A 23,732-nucleotide genomic window follows, 5' to 3' on the forward strand; every position below is an offset into this window, starting at 1 on the left:
TCAGTACCTCACTCTCGGGTCGATGAGGGCCGCGATGACGTCGACCACGAAGTTGGTGAGGGTGACGATCACCGCGAGCAGCACGACCATGCCCTGCACGGCGACGAAGTCGCGCGCCTGCAGGTAGTGCACCAGCTGGAAGCCGAGGCCCTTCCACTCGAACGTGGTCTCGGTGAGCACCGCGCCGCCGAGCAGCAGCGCGATCTGCAGTCCGATGACCGTGATGATCGGGATGAGGGCGGGACGGTAGGCGTGCTTGCGGAGCAGCCGCGACTCCGTCACACCGCGCGAGCGTGCCGCATCCACGTAGTCGGTCGACAGCGTCCCGATCACGTTGGTGCGCACCAGGCGCAGGAAGATGCCGGCCGTGAGCAGGCCCAGGGCGACCGCGGGCAGGATCGCGTGCAGCAGCACGTCGCCGACCACCGCCGGGTCACCGGTCTGGAAGGCGTCGATCAGGTAGATGCCGGTCTTGTTCTCCAGCGTCTGCATCTCCAGCTCCGAGCCGGTGGATGCGCGCCCCGAGACGGGGAGCCAGCCCAGCCAGATCGAGAAGACGAGCTTGAGCACCAGGCCGACGAAGAAGACGGGCGTGGCGTAGCAGAGGATCGCGAAGACGCGGAGGCTCGCATCCTGGGCCTTGTCGCGGAAGTACGCGGCGACGAGACCCAGCGGGATGCCGACGATGAACGCGACGATGAGCGCGTAGAACGCGAGCTCCAGAGTCGCCGCGCCGTAGGTCAGGAGCACCTGGGTCACCGGCTGGTTGTCGGTGAACGTGGTGCCGAAGTCGCCGCGCAGCAGCTGGCCGAGGTACTCGAAGTACTGCACGATGATCGGCCGGTCGTACCCGGCCTCGTGCACGCGCTGGGCGAGCTGCGCGGGCGGGAGCTTGCCGCCGAGCGCCGCCGTGATCGGGTCTCCGGTCGACCGCATCAGGAAGAAGACGACGGTGACCAGGATGAAGATGGTGGGGATGATGAGGACGGCGCGGACCAGGATGTAGCGGCCGAGGCCGCCTCCCGATCGCCGCTTCGCCTTCGTCCGTTCGGGACCGGGGGCAGTTCCCGCGCCCGCGGTGCTGACAGTCGCTGTCATGGAAGCCAATCGTGGTGGTTCGTGGAAGGGGGTGGCTCGCTGCGTGAGCGAGCCACCCCCCGGTCGGCTCAGAGCTGGTGGCTCCGGGCTTTCTTACTTCGAGAGCGCCGCGTAGCGGAACTTGAACGACGGGTCGAGCGTCTTGTCGGCGCCCTTCACGTCCTTGCCGACGACGGCGACCTGCGAGCCCTGCAGCAGGGGCAGGGTGCTGAGGTCGGCGCCGACCTTGGCCTGGATCTCCTCGATCAGCTTGGTGCGCTCGGCCTTGTCGGTCGTGCCCGCCTGCTTCGCGATGAGGCCCTGGACCTCGGCGTTGTCGTAGTGGTTCGCCAGGAAGTTGTCCTTGATGAAGAACGGCGACAGGTAGTTGTCGGCGTCGGAGTAGTCCGGGAACCAGCCCAGCTGGTAGGCCGGGTAGACGTCGTTCGTGCGGTCCTTGGAGTACTGCACCCACTCGGTCGACTGCAGGTTGACCTTGAACAGGCCGCCGTTCTCCAGCTGCTCCTTGACCAGCGCGTACTCGTCACCCGAGGACGGGCCGTAGTGGTCCGGGTTGTACTGGAGGTTCAGCGAAACCGGAGTGGAGACGCCGGCCGCCTCGAGGGCCTGCTTGGCCTTGTCGAGGCTGGGGCCGCCCTTGCCGTCGCCGTAGAGGTCCTTCAGCACCGTGGTGGCGCCGGTCAGCCCGTCCGGGACGAACGAGTAGAGCGGCGTGTAGGTGCCCTTGTAGACCTGGTCGGCGATCGCCGAGCGGTCGACGAGGTCGGCGGCCGCCTGGCGCACCGCGAGGGCCTTCTTGGCGTCGGCGTCCGAGGTGGTGGCGCCGAAGGGCTGGGTGTTGAAGTTGAACACGATGTAGCGGATCTCGCCACCGGGGCCCTTGACGACCTTCACCTTGTTGTTGTTCTCCAGGCTCGCGATGTCGGTCGCCGAGAGGCTGCGGTAGGCGACGTCGATGGCGTTCTTCTGGATGTCGAGCTTCAGGTTCGACGACTCGGCGTAGTACTTCACGTTCACCTTGGCCGTCGCGGGCTTGCCGAGCAGGCCCTTGTAGCCGTCGAAGGCCTTGTAGGCGATCAGGTTGTTGAAGTCGTAGCTGCTGATGTCGTACTGGCCGGCGAACGGGTGACCCTTGACGATCGTGTTGTCCGGCGTGACCTTGTCGGCCGAGAAGACCTGCTCATCCACGATCGGACCGGCGGGGCTGGACAGCACCTGCGGGAAGGTCTGGTCGTTGGGGACCTTCAGCTTGAAGACGACGGTGGTCTTGTCCGGCGTCGACACGCTGTCCAGGTTCGCGAGCAGCGACGCGGGACCGTTCGGGTCGTTGATCTTGATCTGACGGTCGAAGGTGAACTTCACATCCGACGAGGTGAGGTCGTGGCCGTTCGCGAACTTGAGACCCGGCTTCAGCTTGACCGTGTACTCGGTCGGGGAGGTGAAGTCCGCGCTCTCGGCGATGTCCGGCTTGACGTCCGGGCTGCCGTACGGGGTGTTCAGGAGGAACGGGTAGACCTGGTTCATCACGGCGAAGGAGCCGTTGTCGTACGAACCGGCCGGGTCGATCGAGGTGATCTTGTCGGTCGTGCCGACGGTGAGGGCGCCACCGCCCCCGGAGCCGTTGTTGCTCCCCGAGCAGCCGGCGAGCACCAGTGCCGCGGCCGCGAACGCGGCGGAGACGGCGAGCAACCGCCGTCCGCCGTTGTGTGCGGATGTCATATCCGAATACCTCTTCCTGGTGTGGGATGCGCGGCGGCGTCGTTGCAGGCGTGCGTGATCGCCGTTTCGCGTGAGAACTTTCCTAGCACGGAATGCTCGTGGACCCCGCATCCGGAGGCGGATCCGGCCGTGATCTTTACACGGACGCAACAAAAGCGCGCTCATCCGCGCGGCCGACGGAGGATTCCGTCTGCCGTCACTCGCCGCGGAGGCGCCGCCGTTCGGTCTCGATGGCGACCATGGCGATGGAGATCTGGCGGCGCAGCTCCGGGTCCTCCGTGCGGCCCAGACGCGACGTGAGCTCCGCCTTCTCGCGGAGCAGGTCGCGATCGATCAGCCCGTCGACGATCGAGCGCGCGTAACGTCCCGGGTCGCCGCCCTGCGGCAGCTCGGCCACGGCCAGAGCGTTGACCGTCGGGGCGTACGCCTGCGGGACCTCCGCGAGCACGCGATCCACCCATCCCGGCTGGGCCATCGTCGGGAGCTGACTCGCGATGGCGTCGCGCACCACCGCGTGGGTGGGGTTCACGAAGGGCACCTGCACGGCGCGGGCGGCGCGCTCCTGGCCCACCTCGCCCGGGAGCTGCAGGAGGACCATGAGGCTCTCGCGCTCGGTGCGCTGGGTGGGGTCGGTCGGCTCGGCGAGCGGGACCGGGTGGGATGCGCCGTCGCCGGGGCGGTCGTCCGGGTACCCGCTGGACGTGGGTGCGCCGGGGGCGCTGTTCCGGCCGCCGTCACGGGAGTCAGCGCGGCCGTCGCGGCCGTTCCCGGCGCCGGTGCTGCGCTGGGCAGCTCGCACGGCGCGGATCGCGTCCTGGAGGTCGGCCCCCGACAGGCGGGCGAGTTCGCGGGTGTAGCCGTTCTGCGAAGCGGGGTCGCGGATCGTGGCCACGATCGGCGCTCCCGCGCGCAGGGCCGCCGTGCGTCCCTCCACCGAGTCGAGGTCGAAACGCTCGACGACCTGACGGATCATGAACTCGAACATCGGCTTGCGGGCGTCGATCATCCGGCGGACGGCGTCGTCGCCCTTGCTGAGCCGCAGGTCGCACGGGTCGAGCCCGTCCGGTCCGACGGCGACGTACGTCTGGGCGGAGAAGCGCTGCTCCTCGCCGAACGCGCGCGTCGCCGCCTTCTGGCCGGCGGCATCCGGGTCGAACGTGAAGATGACCGACCCCTGGCTGTTGTCGTCGCCCATCACACGGCGGATCACCTTGATGTGGTCGACGCCGAAGGAGGTGCCGCAGGTCGCGACGGCGGTCGTGATGCCGGCGAGGTGGCACGCCATCACGTCGGTGTAGCCCTCGACCACGACGACCTGGTCCTGGCGCGAGATGTCGCGCTTGGCGAGGTCGAGGCCGTAGAGCACCTGCGCCTTCTTGTAGACGGCCGTCTCGGGGGTGTTCAGGTACTTGGGGCCCTTGTCGTCGTCGAGGAGACGCCGCGCGCCGAAGCCGATCGTCTGCCCCGTGACATCGCGGATGGGCCAGACCAGCCGGCCGCGGAAGCGGTCGTAGACGCCGCGGTCGCCCTGCGACACGAGACCGGCCGCGAGCAGCTCCTCCGGCGTGTAGCCCTTGCTGCGCAGGTGCTTGGTCAGCTCGTCCCAGCTCTTGGGTGCGAAGCCGACGCCGAAGTGCGCGGCGGCGACCGAGTCGAAACCGCGCTCCCCGAGGAAGCGGCGGCCCGGGTCGGCGTCGGGGGCGGAGAGACGGTCGCGGAAGAACTCCTCCGCCGCCGAGTTGGCGGCGAGCAGGCGTGCGCGGTTGCCGCTGCTCTCGGAGGGACCGCCGCCGCCCTCCTCGTAGTGCAGCTGGTAGCCGATGCGGGCGGCGAGCCGCTCGACCGCGTCGGTGAACGAGACGTGGTCCATCTTGAGCAGGAACTCGTAGACGTCGCCGCCCTCGCCGCAGCCGAAGCAGTGGTACCGGCCGACGCCCGGGCGCACGTAGAAGCTGGGGCTCTTCTCGTCGTGGAACGGGCATAGGCCCTTCAGCGCCCCGACGCCGCCGGTCTTGAGGCTGACGTAGTCGCCGACGATGTCGCCGATGTTGGTGCGGGCCTTGACCTCTTCGATGTCGCTCTGTCGAATCCGGCCGGCCATGCTTCGATTCTAGTGAGCCGGACCGACGCTCATCCCGCGCACCGGCGCTTCGGCTCCCGTCACTCCCCCGGCGGCCGCCGGCGGCGCGTGTTCTGGGCGATCTCGATGATGGCGCAGAACACTTCGATGCCGACGCGGAGCAGCAGCACCGAGAGCATCGCCCCGACCAACGTGATCAGCACGCCGAAGAGGAAGACGAACGCGCCGATGGGCGAATGCGTCGCGATGGCCGACGTGAGCGAGTTCGCGAAGCCGACGACGATGCCGAGGCCGATCAGCACGAGCCCGACGACGTACACCGGACCGGCCAGCTTGCGCGTGACGTAGTTGGTGAACGTGAAGTCGAACAGCGACGAGAAGAAGCGCGAGTCGTCGAGCCGGTCGGCGAGGTCGTGGACCGTACGGCCCTGGTGGGCGGCGTGGGGGTCGGCGGGGTGGGTGCCGGGGGTATGGGCGTCAGCGTCTTCGGTAGCGGGCGGCGTCACGGCCTCGGTCTCGGCGGAGTCCGCGGCTGCGGTGGATCCGGATGCGGTGGATCCGGATGCGGCGGGCACCGCCGCGGGCACTGCGGCTGCGGCGGTCGCCGGTGCCACGTGCTCGCGCTCTTCGCCCGAAGCCGCGAACGGTTCCGGGTCGGGGCCGGCGGCGACCGCCTCGTCGGCGCCCGCGGGCACCTCGGCTGCGTCGGAGGCGGGCACTGCTGCGGGCACTGCTGCGGGCACCGCTGCGGGGGCGCTTGCGGACGCCTCCCCGTAGAGCTCGGCAGCGGTCGGGAGACGCTTCGTCGTCGCATCGCCCGTCGTGTCGTCAGCGGCGCCGTCCGTCTCCACCAGCGGTTCGGCCGGCGACGACGAGGTGTCGGTGCCGGTCGCCGTGGCCGGTGCCGGCGCGGGTGCGAGCGGCTCCTTGGCGCCGAGGGTCGCATCCATGATGCCGGGGGCCTCGCCTTCCGGGGCGATCGGGGCGGCCTTCGCGGTCGTCCGGCGCGTCCGCGGCGTGGTCGGCTTCTTCGCCGCGGTCGTGGCGGTGCCGGCGGGCTTGCGGGCAGCCGGAGCCTTGGCAGTTGCAGACGAGCCGCCGGCCGGCTTCTTGGCGGCGGGCTTCCGCGCGGCCGGGGTCTTCGGTGCGTCTTGCTCGGCCTGTACAGCGTCCGGGTTGGGGTTCGCGTCGTCGGCCGCTGCGGCCGCGGTGGAGCGGGAGCTCGAACGAGCGGCACCGGTCCCCGTGGACGCGCGCGGCGTGCGGCGGGGAGCCGCCGGCGTCGCCGGGCTCGCCTCCGCTGCTCCGCCCTGTTCGGGGCGGTCGCCGTCCGACGGTGGTAGTGCGTTGCTCATTCGTCTCCTCCCGAAGGCCTGACCTCAAGCATTCTGCACACGGTCACCGGTTTCAACCCCGGTCGTGCGCGCATCCCGTCGGCGGCCCGTCAATGCTGCACGAGTCGTTCGTACCAGCTGAGCGCGGACTGGTCCGTCAGGCTGGCCACCTGGTCCACGATCACCCGGCGGCGCTCGTCGTCGCTGCCGGCGTCGCGCCAGTCCTCCGCGAACCCGGGGTCGAGCTCGGCCGGTCCGCGCTGGTAGAGAAGGTCGGCCAGGGTGGTGAGGATCTGCCGCTGCTGCGCGTAGATCGGCTGACGGGTGTTCCGCGACATGACGAAGGTCGCGACGATGCCCTTCAGCACGGCGATCTCGGCGCGGATGCCGAGCGGCACCACGACGTCGGCGCCGAAACGGATGAGGTCGGTGCGGCCCGCCGCCTCCTTGGTCGCGTGGACGGCCGCGTGGGCGAAACGCCCGATGAGCTGGCTGGTCAGGTTCTTCAGGCGGGCCTGGGAGCGGCGGGAGCCGTCCCAGCCGTCCAGCCAGATGTCCATGCTGTCGAGCCGGTCGAACGCTTCGATGAGTTCCTGGTGGCTGACCTCGCCTCCGACCCACTCGTGCATGGACTCGACGAGGTCTTCGTGGTCGACCCGGCTGCCGAGCGCGGCGACGTCGATGTAGCCGTTGACGACCGCATCCTCGAAGTCGTGCACGGAGTAGGCGATGTCGTCGGAGAGGTCCATGACCTGCGCCTCGATGCAGCGCTGGCGGTCGGGCGCGCCGGCGCGCATCCACTCGAACACCGCCCGGTCGTCGGGGTAGAAGCCGAACTTCGCGCGTCCGCTGGGGTCGGCGACCGAGGACGTCGCGGGCCACGGGTACTTGCAGCTGGCGTCGAGGCTCGCGCGGGTCAGGTTGAGCCCGTAGGGGCGGCCGTCGCGTCCGAAGACCTTGGGCTCCAGGCGCGTGAGCAGTCGCAGGGTCTGGGCGTTGCCTTCGAAGCCGCCGATGTCCTCCGCCCAGGTGTTGAGCGCGCGCTCGCCGTTGTGACCGAACGGCGGATGCCCGATGTCGTGGGCGAGGCACGCGGTGTCGACGATGTCGGGGTCGAGGCCGAGGCTGTTGGCGAGCTCGCGGCCCACCTGCGCCACCTCGAGGGAGTGCGTGAGCCGGTTCCGCGCGAAGTCGAGGCCTGCCGTGGGGCTCAGCACCTGCGTCTTCGCCGCCAGACGGCGCAGCGCGCTCGAGTGCAGGAGGCGCGCCCGGTCGCGGGCGAAGTCGCTCCGGCGGTTGGAGTGGTGCTCGGGCAACCACCGCTCGCGGTCGTGCTCGGTGTACCCGGCGTGCGCTGATGCGTCGTGCGCCGCTGCGTCGGCACCCGCTGCGTTCGCCGCCGCCGCACGCGTGCTCGCCACGTCATCCACCACTGTTGTGCACCTCCGCGTCGGCGACCTCGGCGCGCTGCACGCCGTCGAGGTCGCGGCTCTGCAGCCAGCCGTCCGGCAGGGCCGGGCGCTTGGGAGAGCCGGCTCGTCCGCGCTGGCCCTCTGCGGCCTCGCCCGGGTACTCCTGGTCCCAGTCGAGGGTGGCGAGCAGGTCGTCGAGGTGCTGCAGTGTGTCGACGGTGGCGAGGCTGGCCCGGAGGTCGCCGCCGACCGGATACCCCTTGAAGTACCAGGCCACGTGCTTGCGGATGTCGCGGCAGCCACGCTCCTCGCTGTCGAAGAACTCGACCAGCAGTTCGGCGTGACGGCGGAACGTCTGCGCCACCTGCCCCAGCGTGGGGTGCGCCTGCGCGGCGTCGGCCTCCGCCTGGGTGAGCTCGCCGGCGCGGGCCCGGAAGGCCGCCGCCAGGTCGCCGAACAGCCACGGGCGCCCGAGGCAGCCGCGGCCGACCACGACGCCGTCGCAGCCGGTCTCCTCCACCATCCGGATCGCGTCGGCCGCGGACCAGATGTCGCCGTTGCCGAGCACCGGCGTCGACGTGACCGTCTCCTTCAGCTTCGCGATGGCCGACCAGTCGGCGTGCCCCGAGTAGAACTCAGCGGCCGTCCGCGCGTGCAGCGCCATCGACGCGACGCCCGCGCCCTCGGCGATCCTGCCCGCCTCGAGGTAGGTGAGGTGGTCGCCGTCGATGCCCTTGCGCATCTTGATGGTGAGCGGGATGTCGCCCGCCGCCTCGACGGCGCCCTCGACGATCTCGCGGAACAGCCCGAGCTTCCACGGCAGCGCGGCCCCGCCGCCCTTGCGGGTGACCTTGGGCACCGGGCAGCCGAAGTTGAGGTCGATGTGGTCGGCGCGATCCTCCGCCACGAGCATGGTGACGGCCTCGCGGACCGTCTTCGGGTCGACGCCGTAGAGCTGGATGGAGCGCGGCGTCTCGGACTCGTGGTGGGTGATCAGCCGGAGCGACTCGGGCGTGCGCTCGACGAGCGCGCGCGACGTGATCATCTCGCTCACGTAGAGCCCGGCCCCGAACTCGCGGCAGAGCCGCCGGAACGCCGTGTTGGTGATCCCGGCCATGGGTGCGAGGACCACGGGCACGTCGAGCGCCAGCGGACCGATGGTCAGCTGGGGGGCGTGGCTTATCGTTGCAGTGGTAGACATCTCACTCGATTCTCCCAGAAAGCGTGCTGAGCTATGGCCGAGAGCCCGGAATCCGTGGAGTACTCCCCCGACGGCGGTCCTGTGGACGAAGGACGGCAGCGTGTAGCGGCGGATGCCGCGGCCCGCGGCGTCGAGATCCGGATCGTCGAACGACCCGCCGCCCGCAGCCTCCACGAGGCCGCCGAGCTGCTCGGCATCCAGCCCGGTGACATCGTCAAGACGCTCGTGGTCAAGCGCAGCGACGACACATTCGTCTTCGCGCTCGTGCCCGGCGGCCGCAAGATCGCCTGGCCGAAGCTGCGCTCGGTGCTCGGCGTCAACAAGCTGCAGCTGCCCGACGCGAGCGTCGCCCTGGCCGCGACCGGCTACGAGCGCGGGACGATCACCCCGTTCGGCAGCACGACGGCGTGGCCCGTCGTCGCCGACGCGACGATCCCCGGGCGCACGGTCTCGATGGGCGCCGGCGAGCACGGCTACTCGCTCTACGTCGACGCGGACGCCCTGATCGCCGCCTTCGGCGCGACGGTCGCCGACATCACCGACCCGGAGTAGCCGGCCCGCTCACGGGATGACGCAGGTGTCGCCCTCGCAGGCGGCGGCCGGTGCGCCCAGCGGGATGAGGGACGGACGCGCAGCGGGAGCGGGAGCGGCCGCCTCGGGCGTGGCGCCCTGTGCGCCGCTCACGCGGTCACCGCCGCGCGCTCGGACCAGACCTGCTCCAGGACCTGCGCGAACGTCTGAGCGTCCTGGGCGCCGGAGACGCCGTAGCGGCCGTCGATCACGAAGAAGGGGACACCGTTGATGCCGTACTCGGCCGCGGTCGCCTGGTCGGCGCGCACGGCGGGCTCGAAGCGGGACGACTCCAGGGCCTCGAGGGCCTGCGCGCGGTCGAGGCCGACCTCGGCGGCGAGGTCGGCGAGGTCCTCGATGCGGCCGACGTGGCGTCCCTCGACGAAGTACGCCCGGAACAGGCGCTCGGCGAGCTCCAGCTGCTTGCCCTGCTCCTTCGCGAAGTGCAGCAGCTCGTGCGCCTTGACGGTGTTGGTGTGCTTGAGGTTGTCGAAGTCGTAGTCGAGGCCGACGGAGGAGGCGATGCCCGCCACGCGCTCCAGCATCTGCTCCACCTGGCCTGCCGGAAGACCCTTGTGGCCCGCGAGGAAGTCCACCTCGCTGCCCTCGAAGTCCACCGGGGTGTCAGGCGACAGCTCGAACGAGTGGTACTCCACCTCGACGCCCCGGCCGTCACCGGCGCCGGCGAACAGGCCGCTGCCCGCCTCGAACTTGCGCTTGCCGATGTAGCACCACGGGCAGGCGATGTCGGACCAGATGTCGATCTTGATAGGTTCGCTCACGCTGAGGACAACGCTGCAGTACTGCACCTATTCCGGCAGCGCGCCATCCGGCAGCCCGGCACTCAGGACGCGGCCTCCGCCGTTCCCGCGCGGGGCGCATCCACCGCTCCCCCGAACCGGCGGTTGCGGCTCAGGTACAGCCCGATCGCATCCCACAGGTCGGTCCGGCTGAAGTCGGGCCAGAGCGTGTCGAGGAACACCATCTCGGCGTAGGCGCTCTGCCACAGCAGGAAGTTGCTCGTGCGCTGCTCCCCCGAACTCCGCACGAAGAGGTCCACGTCCGGCATGTCGGGCAGGTAGAGGTGGCGCTGGATGGTCTTCTCGCTGACCGCGGACGGGCGCAGGCGACCGGCCGCCACGTCGTCAGCGATCGACCGCACGGCATCCGCGATCTCGGTGCGGCCGCCGTAGTTGACGCACATCGTCAGGGTGAGCACGTCGTTGCCGGCGGTCAGCTGCTGGGCATACTGCAGCTCCTTGATGACGGAGGACCACAGGCGCGGCTTGCGCCCGGCCCAGCGGACGCGCACGCCCCACTCGTTCAGCTGGTCGCGCCTCCGGTGCAGCACGTCGCGGTTGAAGCCCATCAGGAAGCGCACCTCCTCGGGCGACCGCTTCCAGTTCTCGGTGGAGAATGCGTACACGCTGAGGTGCTTCACCCCGGCCTGGATGGCGCCGGCGACGACGTCCAGGAGGGCCGCCTCTCCCGCGCGGTGGCCCTCGATACGGGTCAGGCCGCGGCGGTTCGCCCACCGGCCGTTGCCGTCCATGACGATGGCGACGTGCTCCGGGACGCTGCCCGCCGGGAACGCGGGCGGGTACACCCCGGTCCAGTCGAGCGGCCGGTATTCGACCGCATCCTTGTGCGTGTACGGCTTGGGACTCATCCACTCGCCTTCTGGTCGGTGGGCACGGGGTCGGTGAGCACAGGGTCGGTGGGCACGGGCTCAGCGGGCGGGATGCGCGTCGCGGCCGGCGCCGGAGCACCCGAGCGGGCCCGGTCGTGCTGCACGTGCTGCAGCGACCGCAGCCCGCGCTCCAGGTGCCACTGCGTGTAGGCCGCGACCACGCCGTTGGCGCGCCCCTGCGTCGTCTCGGACGCGGCCTCCGCCGCCTCCCAGTCGCCCGCCAGCAGCGCGCCGAGCAGCGCGATCGTCTCCGGGTCGACCCTCGGCGCACCCTGCGGGGCGCAGTCGGGGCACACGACTCCGCCGAGCTGGACGACGACCGCGGTGTGCGGGCCGGGGGCGCCGCAGCGCGAGCAGTCCTGGAAGCTCGGCGCCCATCCCGCCAGCGACAGCGCGCGCAGGAGGTACGAATCGAGCGTCAGGCCCGGTCCGTGCTCGCGCCGCGAGAGGGAACGCAGGGCGCCGACAAGGAGCAGGTACTGCTGCAGCGAGGCCTCGGCGTCGGTGAGCCGGTCTGCCGCCTCCACCATCGCGTTGGCGGCGGTGTAGCTGGCGTAGTCGTCCGCGATCAGGGCGCCATACGCGCCGAGCGTCTCGGCCTGCGTGATGGTGTCGAGGCTGCGGCCCTCGTACAGCTGCACGTCGGCGACCATGAACGGCTCCAGCCGGGAGCCGAAGCGGGACGCCGTGCGCCGCACGCCTTTCGCCACCGCGCGGATCTTGCCGTGCTGGCGGCTGAGCATGGTGACGATGCGGTCGGCTTCCCCCAGCTTGTGGGTGCGGAGCACGACGGCTTCATCACGGTAGACAGGCACACTCCAGTATCGCGCCTGCGGCTGACAGCGCGGCGGACGGCGCGGCGGACCGGGGATGGTACACATGAAGCGTGAGCACGACCGCCCTCAACATCGGCGCATTGGCCATCCCGCTGTGGGGCGACCTCCTCGCCGTCGGCGTGGGCAGCCTCCAGGGCGCGATGTTCGCCTCCGGCTTCCGCGACCGCCGGCTCGACCTGCTCGGGGTCGCGATCATCGGCGTCGCCACGGGCGTCGGCGGCGGCCTGCTGCGCGACATCCTGCTCAACGTGACGCCGGTCGCGCTGCAGTCGAACTGGTACCTGCCGATCACCGTGGTCGCGGCGCTGCTCGGGATGCTCTTGGTGCGGCTGTTCCGCCGGCTCGACCCGATCATCACGTTCCTGGATGCGCTGACCATCGGCCTGTTCGGCGCGATCGGCGCGACGAAGGCGCTCGCGCTCGGGCTGCCGGAGGTTCCGGCCGTGTTCGTGGGCGTCGTGTCGGCGGTGGGAGGCTCGATCCTCCGCGACATGCTGCTCAACCTGCCGATCGCACTGATGCACGTCGGGTCCCTCTACGCGGTCGCCGCGGGCGCGGGGACGATCGTGCTGGTCGTGATGGTGGACCTGGGCGTCCCGCTCATCCCTGCCGCGGTGGTGTGCGTCGTCGTGACGCTGATCATCCGGCTGCTCGCGGTGCGTTTCGGCTGGAGCCTGCCCGAGCAGCGCGAGCTGGGCCGCCTCCCCCGGATGCGCTGGCCGCGCTTCACGCGCCGCCAGAGCGCCGCGCAGACCGACGAGCGCACCGAGACCGGCGCCATCCCGCGCTACCGCATCGACCGCGGCGAGTAGCGCGCCCGGCTTCCGCCCGGCGGGGACATTCGTCACGAATGTCGCCTCCGCACCCGCGTAACGCGACATTCGGCACGAATGTCCGGCAGCGCAGCGGGACGCATTCGGCACGAATGCGCGCCCCGCACGCACGGAACCCGACATTCGGCACGAATGTCGGGTTCCGCAGCAGAAGCGAACGCGCACAGGGCGCGACCGGGGTCACACCCCGACGAGCTGCTCCTCCGAGCGGCCGGCGCCCGAGCGCACGGCGCGGTTGACGGCGGAGACGACCGCCTTGAAGGATGCCGTGGTCGTGTCCGCGTCGATGCCGACGCCCCAGCGGCGCTGGCCGTCGACATCCACCTCGACGTAGGCCGCCGCCAGGGCGGACTCGCTCGCCGACAGCGTGTGCTGCGAGTAGTCGTAGAGGTGGGCGTCCACACCGTGCTGGTGCAGGATGTCGAAGAACGCCGCGATCGGGCCGTTGCCTTCCCCTGTGGCCTTCGACACGGTGTCCCCGTCGCGCAGCGTCACCGTGAGCACGACGTGGTCGCCGGTCTCGTTCGACGTGGTGGTGCTGCCCAGCTCGAAGCGGCCCCACTTGGCGTCCGGGTCGGAGGTCGGCGCCGGCAGGTACTCGTCCTGGAAGATCTCCCAGATCTGGTCGCTGGTGACCTCGCCGCCCTCGGCGTCCGTCTTGGCCTGCACGACGCCCGAGAACTCGATCTGCAGCTTGCGCGGCAGGTCGATGGAGTGGTCGCTCTTCAGCAGGTAGGCGACGCCGCCCTTGCCGGACTGCGAGTTGACGCGGATGACCGCCTCGTAGCTGCGGCCCAGGTCCTTCGGGTCGACCGGCAGGTAGGGAACCGCCCACACCAGGTCGTCGACCGACACGCCCTCGCGCTCGGCCCGCGCCTCCATCGCCTCGAAGCCCTTCTTGATGGCGTCCTGGTGCGACCCGCTGAACGCGGTGAAGACGAGGTCGCCGCCCCAGGGGCTGCGCTCGCCGACGGGCAGCTGGTTGCAGTGCTCGACGGTGCGCTTGATCTGGTCGATGTCGCTGAAGTCGATCTGCGGGTCGATGCCCTGCGTGAACAGGTTGACGCCCAGCGTGACCAGGTCGACGTTGCCGGTGCGCTCGCCGTTGCCGAACAGGCAGCCCTCGATGCGGTCGGCGCCGGCCATGTAGCCGAGCTCCGCGGCGGCGACGGCGGTCCCGCGGTCGTTGTGCGGGTGCAGCGACAGGATGACGTTCTCGCGGTGGTTCAGGTGGCGCGACATCCACTCGATCGAGTCGGCGTAGACGTTCGGCGTCGCCATCTCGACGGTGGCCGGCAGGTTGATGATGACCTTGCGCTCGGGCGTCGGCTCGAACACCTCCAGCACCTGGTTGCAGATGTCGGCGGCGAACTCGAGCTCGGTCCCGGTGTAGCTCTCGGGCGAGTACTCGTAGTAGATCGTCGTTCCGGGAACCAGCTCTTCGAACTGCCGGCACAGGCGCGCGCCGCTCAGAGCGATGTCGATGATGCCCTGCTGGTCGGTGCGGAACACCACCTCGCGCTGCAGGATGCTGGTCGAGTTGTAGAGGTGCACGATGGCCTGCTTGGCGCCGACCAGCGACTCGTAGGTGCGCTTGATGAGGTGCTCGCGCGACTGGGTCAGCACCTGGATGGTGACGTCGTCGGGGATCGCGTCCTCTTCGATCAGGCTGCGGACGAAGTCGAAGTCGGTCTGGCTGGCCGACGGGAAGCCGACCTCGATCTCCTTGTAGCCCATCCGGACCAGCAGGTCGAACATGATGCGCTTGCGCTCGGGGCTCATCGGGTCGATCAGCGCCTGGTTGCCGTCACGGAGGTCGACGGCGCACCAGCGCGGCGCCTTCTCGATGCGGGCCGAGGGCCAGGTGCGGTCGGGCAGGTCGACGCGGATCTGCTCGTGGAACGGACGGTACTTGTGGATCGGCATGGCGCTCGGCGCCTGCGTGTTCTTCATGGTCTTCTTACTCCTCGCGGTGTGTCTGGAGAGCCGACGACGAACTCCGCGACGAGTGAGGCCCGGAACTAGGACTCGTCGCGGCAGCTAAGAAGGAGCAGACCGTACACAGCACCGAGAGTACCACCTCCGGGTCAGCCGCGCCCCCGCACGAACGTCGCCGCCTGGCGCACCGACAGCCCGGGCAGGTAGGCGCGGACCAGCGCGATGCCGATGGCCGGCAGCGCCACCGGGTCCGGGTAGGCCATGATCAGCGGGTGCAGTTCGGGCTGGAACTTCTGCTTGAACTTCAGCAGCGAGCGGAAGCCGTACACCGGCTCGAGCGACGAGCTGAGGTAGCCGAGGAGCCGGTCCGTCGTGTCCTTCTCCCCCTCCTGCGCCCCCGCGGTGTGGGCGAGCGGGGCGGCGGAGAGCGACATGAACTCGATGCCGTCCGCCTTCATCCGCGTCGCCGCCTCCGCGATCAGGAACTCCATGACGCCGTTGATGCTGTCGGGACGTCGGCGCATGAAGTCGAGCGTCCATCCGACCACGATGCCGTTGCGGTAGGTGGGCAGCCAGCTGGTGACGGCCTCGATGCGGCCGTTCTCCGGCCCGTCGCCCTCGTTGACGGCGAGCATGAGCCGCACCTCGGGGTCGCGCAGCTCGTCGAGCCCGCCGAGGGTGAACCCCATCTCGGGCAGGTCCTTCTCGGCCACCCACTGCTCCGAGATGTCGGAGAGCTGCACGGCCGCCGTCAGGCCCAGCGCGGCGAAGGTCGTCCACTCCGAGCGGATGCCCGCACGCTCGGCCCGGTTGATGGAGGAGCGGACGTCCTGCCACTTCTTGCCGGTGGTCGCCCACAGCTGCGGGCGGATGACCGTCTCCTCGGCGACCGTCATGGTCGACCAGCCGAGGCGCTCGAACAGACCGGCGTGGTGCGCCTCCACGCTGTAGAACACCGGGATCCAGCCGTTGTCGTCGCAGAACCGCGCGAAGCCCTGGATCCCTCCGTCCTTCGGGCCCGGGTCGCCGAACGGCCCGCCGGTGGTCAGCGCCACACGTCCCTCCACCCGGTACGCGATCGCTCCGCCCCCGATGGGGTCGAACCAGTACGAGTTGCCCGGCCAGGTCGCCATGAACGAGATCGCGTCCCCGCCGCCGCGGTGCAGCAGCTCGCGCACGTGCGCGGCCTCGCCCGTGCCGCGCCGCCGGAGGCCGCGGCCGAGCATCGCGGGGATGGCGCCGATGATCGCGACCAGCCAGAAGACCGTTCCGATGTTGTGGTAGACGATCGTCGCGAGCGGGGTGGTCGGCAGGTACTGCACCGGCTCCCGCCGCAGGAAGCTCACCGGGACGAAGCGTTCGAGGACGTCGTCGAACAGGTCGCTGAGGTCGATGGGCCGCGTGAAGCCGGTGTCCTTCTGCAGCCAGCCGACCAGCACGTACAGGCCGATCAGCGCAACGCCGGTGATCGTCACCAGGAACAGGTACCGCCGGACGGCCCGCGCCGAGGGCATCACGGTGAAGTGCCGGCGGAAGACGATCAGCAGCACCGCCATCGCCAACGGCACCAGCGTCGACAGGGCCAGGATGGCCGTGATCTCCCAGTACCGCGGCGACACCTCCGGGCGGGCCGACGCGATCGGCAGGATGCCGTAGTAGAGGGCGGAGAGGAGGGCGAGCAGGCCGTTCACCGCGACGGCGAGCCAGACGGCGAACCGCCGCCCGCGCAGGAGGCCGTATGCGGCGACCAGCAGCAGCAGGAGCGGGAGCACCGAGAGGAGGACCGGCCCGAGGCCGTTGATCCGCTCGAGGGTGAGGTCGCGCACGCACTGCCGGGTGACGGCGAAGGCCTGGCAGCGTTCGATCACAGAACTCGCGTTCGGCGCCTCGTTGCTGAACAGCAGACCGACCGGCGACAGCATCCCGTAGCGGGTGGAGCCCAGCAGGCCTATCACCGGTCCGAGCGCCGTGATGGTCACGGCGGAAGCCAGCAGCACCCGGACCTCGTGGTGGGAGCTGCGCAGCCAGTCCGCGGCGATCGTCGTCTGGCGGAGCAGCGGCCCGAGGGCCAGCCCGGTCAGCACGGCGAGCAGGCGGTAGAGGTCGGAGGGAAGCCCCGAGTAGAGCACGTACATGATCGCGACCAGGAGCGTGATCACGCGGATGCGGCGCCGCCAGAGCGTGCCGGCGAAGGCGCTCGCGGTCATGATCGTGCCGCCGATCGCCGTGAACGCGTCGAGCACGAGGAGGCCGTGCACGTTGCGCGCCCACAGCTCGCCGATGTCGTTGGCCGCGACCTGCAGCACAGCGCCGACGACGATCCCGACGACCGCGGTGCCGAAGAAGGCGAGCGCGGTGCGCCACGTCCCCATGAGCCGCTCGGACGCGCCCACGAGCACCACGGTCAGCACGAGCACGACGATCAGCTCGAGCAGGTCGTCGGTGAAGAGCACCGCGGTGAAGGGCGACCACCAGTGCCCGTCCAGCAGCTGGACGGCGCCGGCGCCGAGCCAGCCGCGGAGAGGTCGGTGCGGTCCGCGAAGGGGTCCGGTCGCCAGGGCCAGCACCAGGATGAGCAGCGTCACCCCGGTCGTGAAGGGATGCTGCGCGATCAGGCGGCCGGTCCGCGTGAGCAGAGCGGCCGGTTTCACGACCCCAGCCCCATCTGAGCGGCGATAGCTGGGAAGCCGTGTGCGAGCACGTAGCGGACGGTCTTCCAGTCGTGGGCGGTGCCCGGCGAGCTCAGCAGCTGGGCGCGCACCCCCGCGCGCTCCGCGTCGCCGTAGAGCGTCCGGGCGAACGCGCTGTACTTGGCGTCGTTCGCTCCGGCGCCGAAGACCATCACCGAGTCGCGGTACGGCGCGTTCTTCGTCATCATGGCGGCGGGCTGCGCCGCCTCGTAGGCGGCCTTCGACCCGTCGAACCCCGTGCTGATGGTCAGTCCCTCATCCCCCAGTGTCGGCCCCAGCTCGCTCGAGGAGGCCAATGCCGAACCGAACAGGTCCGGTCGGCCGCTCGCGAACTGGACGGCGCAGGTGGCGCCCTGCGAGTAGCCGAACACCCCCCATCCTGCCGGGTCACTGCTCACCCGCAGGTTCGAACGCACCCAATTCCGCACATCCGTCAGCAGATACGTCGCCGACTTGCCGTAGTCGCGCGAGTCGACGCACATCGGGTTGCGCCCGGGCCCGCCGAGCTGGTCGGCCGCGACGACGATCGGCGCGTAGCCGCCGTGCGCTGCGGCGAACCGGTCCATCGCCGCCCCCACGCCGCCGGCGGTGAACATGTCGGCGGGGGCGCCGGGCTGTCCGGAGAGCGCGTAGAGCACCGGAAGTGCCGGCGGGTTCGCGGTCAATGCGATCGGGGGCAGGTAGACGACGGCCTTCCGGGCCGGGAACCGCGACTCCGTGCCCGGGATGCGCACCGTGCCGACCTCCCCCTTGGCGGGGATCGCGCCGGGATCGCCCACGCCCGCCGTGGCCTTCCAATCCGTGCCGGCCACGACCTCCCCCCGCTCGGTGTGCAGGTCGAGCGCCTTGTAGGGCACCACGCCGAGCGCGTCGTTGAGGTTGCGGTAGGCGCCGAAGTCCACGTTGATCCCGCAGAACGCCGCGGCCAGGAACACCGGGATGCTGACGATCGCGATGACCTTGCGCCACCACCGCGAGCGGAACAGGTTGGCCACCGCGAGGCTCACGCCGCCGAAGCCGAGCGCCGTCCAGAGCGTGGTGACCGGTGTCAGCGCCACGCCGAACAGGTCCATCGCGTCGGTCAGCAGCCAGACCAGGAACCACCCGACGAGACCGCCGAGGAGTGCCGCGGTCAACCCGGCGAGCGTGCGCTTCCAGGTCGGGCGGATCAGCAGGTACAGCGCGAGAACGGCGGCGAGGACGTCGAGCGCGATGAGGAACGGCGGCTTGTCGATCCTCAGGGTCAGCAGCCAGTTCAGGGCGGGTCCTCTCGGTACGGGCGTGGATGCGGTGCTCGGCGGCACGGCCGGGTTCGATTATTCAGTGCCCAGTTCACCGATAGCTGAGGCTCTGTGAGAGTTCAGCCAACATTCAGCGGCGATCTGCGGCGGTCACTCGACCGCCAGCGCCTCCACCGGGGACACGCGGGTCGCCCGGCGGGTCGGCGCCAGCGCCGCCAGCACGGCGAGAGCCGCCGCGGCGACGACGATCGACGCGAGGAACGGCCATGGGAGCGCGGGCACCAGCAAGCCGCCGCCGGGGATCGTCCCGAGCAGCGACTGCGCGCCGATCCACCCGTACAACGTGCCGAGCACCAGGCCGGTGAGCACCGAGGCGACGGTCAGCTGCGCGCTCTCCGTCAGGATCATCCGTCGCACCTGGGCGGCGCTGAAGCCCAGTGCGCGCAGCAGCCCGAGCTCGCGAGCACGCTGGAGCACGCTCAGCGACAGGGTGTTGACGACGCCGCACGCGGCGATGACGGCGGAGAAGCCGACCAGCACCGTGAACACGGCCAGCGTGCCGCCGATCACTCCGTCGGCGCCCTCGTACATCCCCGGCTCCTGGGCGGCCGCCTCGTGGATCAGCTGCTGCCAGCTCGACGCCGCCACCACGAACATCGTGATGAGCGTGACGCCGATCACCAGGCCGATCGCGGTGCGCGAGCTGCGCTCGGGGTTGCGCACCGCGTTGGCCGCCGCGAGGCGGCCGGCGGCGCCGCGCCCCACGAGCAGGCCGACCGCCCGCAGCACACCGGGCAGGAAGAACGGCGCCGCGAGCACGATCCCGGTGAACGAGAGGATGCCGCCGAGCATCGCGACGAGCACCCCGTACGGCGACAGGGTGGCGAGGGTCGCACCGAGCCCGGCGAGCACGCCGAGGCCGAGCAGGAGACCCAGGGTCAGCAGTCCGCCACCGGCCACGATGAGCATGACGGAGACCGCGAGCCGCCCGCGGCTGCGCACCGAAGCGGCCGGCCGCTCCTGCGCCGCGCCGAGCGCCTGGATGGGCGTGACGGCGAGCACCCGGCGGCTGCCGACCCAGGAGGCCAGCCAGGTGGTCAGCACGACGATCACGGCCGGCGGGATCATCGTCCACGACAGCACCGGGTAGAGGGCGTCGGGCAGCACGCTTATGAGGACCAGCGCGCGGACCGCCACGAGCGCCAGGACGGCCGCCACCGCTCCGCCCAGCACGGACCCGAGCAGGCCGACGGCGAACCCTTCCCCGGCCACCGAGCGGCGCTGCGCACGTGCGCTCGACCCGATGAGCCGCAGGAGGGCGATCGTCCGGGTGCGTCCGGCGATCACCGTGGCGAAGGTGTTGGTGGTCACGATCGCGCCGACGTACACGGCCACGACGAAGAAGATCCCGGCCACCACGGTGATCGCGAGCTGCACGCTCCCGTGCTCCCCCATGGCCGATCGGCCGATGTAGGCGCCGAGCACGTTCACGCCGCCGACCAGGGCGACCCCGAACGCCGCGCTCAGGGCGGCGACCAGGAGGCCGGCGCGGTGGTCGCGGGCGTTCGCGCGGAAGGCGGAGAAGGGCCGGCTCACGCGCCCGCCTCCATCCCGAGCATGAACGAGGAGATCTCCTCGGCGCTCGATGCGGGACGCTCGGCGACGACGCGGCCGTCCGCGAGGAACACGATGTGGTCGGCGAAGCTGGCGGCGACCGGGTCGTGGGTGACCATGGCGATGCTCTGGCCGAACGTGCGCGCCGCCTCCTGCAGCACGCCGAGCACCTCGCGTCCGGTGCGCGAGTCGAGGTTGCCGGTCGGCTCGTCCGCGAAGACGAGGTCCGGGCGCGTGGCGAGTGCGCGGACGATGGCCGCCCGCTGCTGCTGCCCGCCGGAGAGCTCGTGCGGGCGGTGGGTCAGCCGTCCGCGCAGGCCGAGCGTGTCGATGAGGTGGTCGATCCACTCCATCTGGGTGCGCGTGGGCTTGCGCCCGTCGAGCTCGAACGGCAGCAGGATGTTGCCCCGCACATCCAGCGTGGGCACCAGGTTGAACGACTGGAAGACGAAGCCGACGCGACGGCGCCGCAGCAGCGTCAGCTCCGCATCCCCCAGGTGCGTGATCTCGGTGTCCCCGAGGAACACGCGGCCGCTCGTCACCGAGTCGAGGCCGGCCATCACGTGCATCAGCGTGGACTTGCCCGAGCCGCTCGGGCCCATGATCGCGGTGAAGGCGGCGGCGGGGATGCCGATGGTGACGTCGTCGAGCGCGTTCACGCGCCCGGCTCCGCTGCCGTAGGTCTTCGTGGCCGCTTCGACGCGCGCCACCGTTCCGGTGAGAGTCAGTTCCATGCCTTCAACGCTAGGGAGCGGGCCCGGTGCGGCGGATCGGGCGGCGGGCCGATCCTGTGTCCTCCCTGAGGATGACGCGGACCCGGCGCGGGCGTTCCCCGAGGGCTACTCCGCCGCGGTCAGACCGTGCTCGAAGGCGTAGACGACCATCTGCACGCGGTCGCGCAGCCCCAGTTTGGCGAGGATGCGCGAGATGTGCGTCTTCACGGTCGCCTCGCTGAGGAACTCCGACCCGGCGATCTCGGCGTTGCTGAGCCCGCGGGCGGCGAGCACGAAGATCTCGCGCTCACGCGAGGTGAGGGACGCGAACTCCGGCGGCTCCGGCCTGGTCGGCTGGGCGGACGAGAAGTACTCGAACAGCTCGCGCGTTGCACCAGCGGCGATGACCGCGCTGCCCGCGTGGACCGTCCGGATGGCGGCGAGCAGGAACTCCGGCTCCGCGTCCTTGAGCACGAACCCGCTCGCGCCGCCCCGGATCGCCCGTGCGGCCGCCTCATCGAGGTCGAAGGTGGTGAGCACGACGATCCGCGGCGGCGTCCGGCCCGCGCGCTCGGCGTCGGCGATGATGGCGCTCGTGGCCGCGATGCCGTCCATGACGGGCATCCGGATGTCCATCAGCACGACGTCGGGACGCGTCTCCGCGGCGAGCCGCACACCCTCCTGTCCGTTCCCGGCCTCGCCGGCGAACTCCAGGTCCTCCTGCGATCCCAGCAGCATCCGCACCCCGGCGCGGAACAGCGGCTGGTCGTCCACCAGCAGCACCCGGATGCGCGTGCTCACCCCGGTGCCGGTCATGCGGCCGCCCCCGGGAGGAACGCCGACACGACGAACTCCTGCCCGTCGGGTCCGGCGGTCAGCGAGCCGCCGGCAAGGGACGCGCGCTCGCGCATCCCGGGCAGGCCGTGGCCGATGCGCGACAACGAGCCGGTGGTGGTCGGTTCGACGGTGGTGTCTCTCATGGTGTTCCTCACGGTGATGATGAGTCCTTGACCCCGCTCCTCCGGGGCGTCGGCGAGCACGACGCTCGCGGGATGCGCGGTGTCGCCGTGGCGCAGGGCGTTGGTGAGCGCCTCCTGCACGATGCGGAAGGCGGCCAGCTGCTGCGCCGATCCGAGCGCCTCCCCGGTCGTGGTGCGCTCGAGGGTCACGTCGAGGCCAGCCGAGCGGATGTGCTCGACGGTCTGGTCGAGGTCCGCGAGCGACGGCTGCGGGCCGTCGTGCCCGGACGCGCCGCCAGCAGAGTCGGCGGGATGCGACTGCCGCAGCTCGGCGAGCAGCACGCGGACGTCGCCGAGGGCGGAGCGCGCAGTGGAGGCGATCGTGCTCAGGGCCTCGTCCACGGCATCCGGATCGGAGTGCCGGGCGTAGCGCGCGCCGTCCGCCTGCGCGATGACGACCGCGAGCGAGTGGGCGACCACGTCGTGCATGTCCCGCGCGATGCGGGTGCGCTCCTGCTCGACCACGACATCCTCGACGGCGCGGTCGCGGTCGAGCTCCGCCGCCTGCCGCGCGCGTCGCGCCACCCGGGCGTTCCGCCAGGTGCGCACCAGCAGGCCGAGAACCCAGGAGAGCCCGAGCACCGTCACGCTGACCACGAACAGGAACGCGAACTGCAGCGCGACGCTCGCGATGGCGCTCGACAGCAGGTCGTAGTACCCCTGGGCGACGGCCGCCGTCACTGTCAGATAGAGGGCCGCGACGAGGGCGCCGAGACCGGCGGAGATGAGACCGGCGGCCCGCACGATGCGGTCGCCGTAGGCCGCGGTGGCGTAGAGCACGATGAGCACGCCGAGGTCGCTGACCAGGATGCTGTGGCCGGTCGTCATCTGCACGACCGCCGCCAGCCACGCCAGGGAGAGCGCCACCGCCGGCGACATGCGGCGCAGGGCGACGGCCACCGCGAAGACGGTGATCACGACGAACGCCGTGCGGTCCTGCTCGCCGACGACGAGGCAGAACACCTCGAACACGACGGCGCCGATGATGTCCGCCGTCAGCTGGGTGCGCGTCAGCCGCCGCACCAGCTGGGCGCGGTCCGGGTCGTCCTCCACGACCTCCGCCCCTCCGCTCGACGCCAGCCACACCAGCACCGACGAACCGTCGGAGCCGGGCCCGGCCTGCGCGGCACGCTGCCGGGCGACCAGGAACCCGAGCAGCCAGCCGGCGACGAAGATCACCGCGAGCAGCAGGCTCATCAGCAGGAAGCCGATCCCCTGGCTGGTGTAATACCCGCCGATCACGGGACCGAACTGCGGAAACTTGAGCTCGCCGCGCACCGTGAACAGGTACGCCATCGCCGGGGCGAGCAGGATGGCCGACGCGAAGTCGACCCAGCGCAGCACGCGGCCGCTGTGCGCGGCGACGCCCACCAGCGCGGTCACCACGGCGATCGCCGCGATCACGCGGAACGCGCCGTGCGCCGACTCCTGCTCCGTCAGCTCCAGCAGCACCGCCACCCACACCAGCGCGAGCGACACGGCGGGCAGGATGCGCGACAGCGCGACCGCCCCGCAGTAGAACACGAGCGCGAGCGCCGCCGCGAGCTCGAACGGCAGCCCCGTCACGAACCACGCCCCGAACAGCGCGACGGCCAGCGCGGGCTCCAGCACCCAGCGGTACGGGGCCAGCGCGCTCAGGAGTCGGCGGCGGGAGGGCATGCTTCTACCGTAGAGTCCGTCCCTCCGGCTCCGGGCATCCGGGCGGCGGAATCATCCTCGGGATGTACGGGCGTGGCGCTCGGCC

Annotated in this window: 19 protein-coding genes; 2 read left to right on the forward strand and 17 right to left on the reverse strand. The window is 70.9% G+C overall.

The window, feature by feature from the left end:
* The 6 genes from ACTJI1_RS07645 to dusB form a co-directional block, all read right to left on the reverse strand.
* Positions 1 to 1,098 (reverse strand): ABC transporter permease, encoded by a 1,098-nt coding sequence (locus ACTJI1_RS07645; protein ID WP_310129202.1) that lies wholly within the window; start codon positions 1,096 to 1,098, stop codon positions 1 to 3.
* 93 nt (positions 1,099 to 1,191) lie between these two features.
* Positions 1,192 to 2,817, reverse strand: a complete 1,626-nt coding sequence (locus ACTJI1_RS07650) for an ABC transporter substrate-binding protein (protein ID WP_310129201.1) — start codon at positions 2,815 to 2,817, stop codon at positions 1,192 to 1,194.
* A gap of 196 nt (positions 2,818 to 3,013) precedes the next feature.
* Positions 3,014 to 4,918: a DNA primase gene (dnaG, locus tag ACTJI1_RS07655; protein WP_440742122.1), complete on the reverse strand. Its 1,905-nt coding sequence runs from the start codon at positions 4,916 to 4,918 to the stop codon at positions 3,014 to 3,016.
* Between the two features lie 59 nt (positions 4,919 to 4,977).
* Positions 4,978 to 6,252: a DUF4282 domain-containing protein gene (locus ACTJI1_RS07660; protein ID WP_440742123.1), complete on the reverse strand. Its 1,275-nt coding sequence runs from the start codon at positions 6,250 to 6,252 to the stop codon at positions 4,978 to 4,980.
* An 89-nt stretch (positions 6,253 to 6,341) separates the two neighbouring features.
* On the reverse strand, positions 6,342 to 7,652 hold the full coding sequence (locus ACTJI1_RS07665; RefSeq protein WP_440742124.1) for a deoxyguanosinetriphosphate triphosphohydrolase: 1,311 nt from the start codon (positions 7,650 to 7,652) through the stop codon (positions 6,342 to 6,344).
* Position 7,653: 1 nt separating this feature from the next.
* Positions 7,654 to 8,844: a tRNA dihydrouridine synthase DusB gene (dusB, locus tag ACTJI1_RS07670; RefSeq protein WP_310129194.1), complete on the reverse strand. Its 1,191-nt coding sequence runs from the start codon at positions 8,842 to 8,844 to the stop codon at positions 7,654 to 7,656.
* Between the two features lie 33 nt (positions 8,845 to 8,877).
* Here dusB and ACTJI1_RS07675 point away from each other — a divergent pair, with 33 nt between their 5' ends.
* Positions 8,878 to 9,396 (forward strand): aminoacyl-tRNA deacylase, encoded by a 519-nt coding sequence (locus tag ACTJI1_RS07675; protein ID WP_310129191.1) that lies wholly within the window; start codon positions 8,878 to 8,880, stop codon positions 9,394 to 9,396.
* A gap of 9 nt (positions 9,397 to 9,405) precedes the next feature.
* Here the strand turns inward: ACTJI1_RS07675 and ACTJI1_RS07680 are convergent, their stop codons facing one another.
* The 4 genes from ACTJI1_RS07680 to recO all read right to left on the reverse strand — a co-directional run bounded on the left by ACTJI1_RS07680 (position 9,406) and on the right by recO (position 11,919).
* Entirely contained in the window at positions 9,406 to 9,528 is a 123-nt protein-coding gene (locus tag ACTJI1_RS07680) for a hypothetical protein (RefSeq protein WP_310129188.1), read from the reverse strand.
* Positions 9,525 to 10,196 carry a DsbA family oxidoreductase gene (locus ACTJI1_RS07685; protein WP_440742125.1) on the reverse strand — a complete coding sequence of 224 codons (672 nt, stop codon included), beginning with the start codon at positions 10,194 to 10,196 and terminating at the stop codon, positions 9,525 to 9,527. The genes ACTJI1_RS07680 and ACTJI1_RS07685 overlap by 4 nt, the downstream gene beginning before the upstream one ends.
* Positions 10,197 to 10,258: 62 nt before the next feature.
* Positions 10,259 to 11,083 (reverse strand): isoprenyl transferase, encoded by an 825-nt coding sequence (locus tag ACTJI1_RS07690; RefSeq protein WP_440742126.1) that lies wholly within the window; start codon positions 11,081 to 11,083, stop codon positions 10,259 to 10,261.
* Complete coding sequence (recO, locus tag ACTJI1_RS07695; protein ID WP_440742127.1) at positions 11,080 to 11,919, reverse strand: DNA repair protein RecO; 840 nt, start codon at positions 11,917 to 11,919, stop codon at positions 11,080 to 11,082. The genes ACTJI1_RS07690 and recO overlap by 4 nt, the downstream gene beginning before the upstream one ends.
* A 71-nt stretch (positions 11,920 to 11,990) precedes the next feature.
* Between recO and ACTJI1_RS07700 the strand changes: the two genes are divergently transcribed.
* A complete protein-coding gene (locus ACTJI1_RS07700) occupies positions 11,991 to 12,752 on the forward strand; it encodes a trimeric intracellular cation channel family protein (RefSeq protein ID WP_310129179.1) in 762 nt (253 codons plus the stop codon).
* A gap of 201 nt (positions 12,753 to 12,953) precedes the next feature.
* Here the strand turns inward: ACTJI1_RS07700 and leuA are convergent, their stop codons facing one another.
* The 7 genes from leuA to ACTJI1_RS07735 all read right to left on the reverse strand — a co-directional run bounded on the left by leuA (position 12,954) and on the right by ACTJI1_RS07735 (position 23,647).
* Entirely contained in the window at positions 12,954 to 14,726 is a 1,773-nt protein-coding gene (gene leuA, locus ACTJI1_RS07705) for a 2-isopropylmalate synthase (RefSeq protein WP_310129177.1), read from the reverse strand.
* Between the two features lie 134 nt (positions 14,727 to 14,860).
* A complete protein-coding gene (locus tag ACTJI1_RS07710; protein ID WP_440742128.1) occupies positions 14,861 to 17,362 on the reverse strand; it encodes a bifunctional lysylphosphatidylglycerol flippase/synthetase MprF in 2,502 nt (833 codons plus the stop codon).
* Complete coding sequence (locus ACTJI1_RS07715; RefSeq protein ID WP_440742129.1) at positions 17,359 to 18,705, reverse strand: alpha/beta hydrolase; 1,347 nt, start codon at positions 18,703 to 18,705, stop codon at positions 17,359 to 17,361. Before ACTJI1_RS07715 ends, ACTJI1_RS07710 begins: the two co-directional genes overlap by 4 nt.
* 87 nt (positions 18,706 to 18,792) lie before the next feature.
* Entirely contained in the window at positions 18,793 to 20,238 is a 1,446-nt protein-coding gene (locus ACTJI1_RS07720) for an FtsX-like permease family protein (RefSeq protein ID WP_440742130.1), read from the reverse strand.
* On the reverse strand, positions 20,235 to 20,990 hold the full coding sequence (locus ACTJI1_RS07725) for an ABC transporter ATP-binding protein (RefSeq protein WP_440742131.1): 756 nt from the start codon (positions 20,988 to 20,990) through the stop codon (positions 20,235 to 20,237). The genes ACTJI1_RS07720 and ACTJI1_RS07725 overlap by 4 nt, the downstream gene beginning before the upstream one ends.
* A gap of 105 nt (positions 20,991 to 21,095) precedes the next feature.
* The gene (locus tag ACTJI1_RS07730) at positions 21,096 to 21,785 is read right to left on the reverse strand and encodes a response regulator (RefSeq protein ID WP_440742132.1); all 690 of its coding nucleotides are present in this window, start codon (positions 21,783 to 21,785) and stop codon (positions 21,096 to 21,098) included.
* Positions 21,782 to 23,647, reverse strand: coding sequence for a sensor histidine kinase (locus ACTJI1_RS07735; RefSeq protein ID WP_440742133.1), 1,866 nt, complete (start codon positions 23,645 to 23,647; stop codon positions 21,782 to 21,784). Before ACTJI1_RS07735 ends, ACTJI1_RS07730 begins: the two co-directional genes overlap by 4 nt.
* Between the last annotated feature and the right edge of the window lie 85 nt (positions 23,648 to 23,732).

Origin of the sequence: Leifsonia sp. 22587 (genome assembly GCF_052044215.1) — a bacterium.
In the GTDB taxonomy this organism is placed as follows: Bacteria; Actinomycetota; Actinomycetes; order Actinomycetales; family Microbacteriaceae; genus Leifsonia; species Leifsonia shinshuensis_C.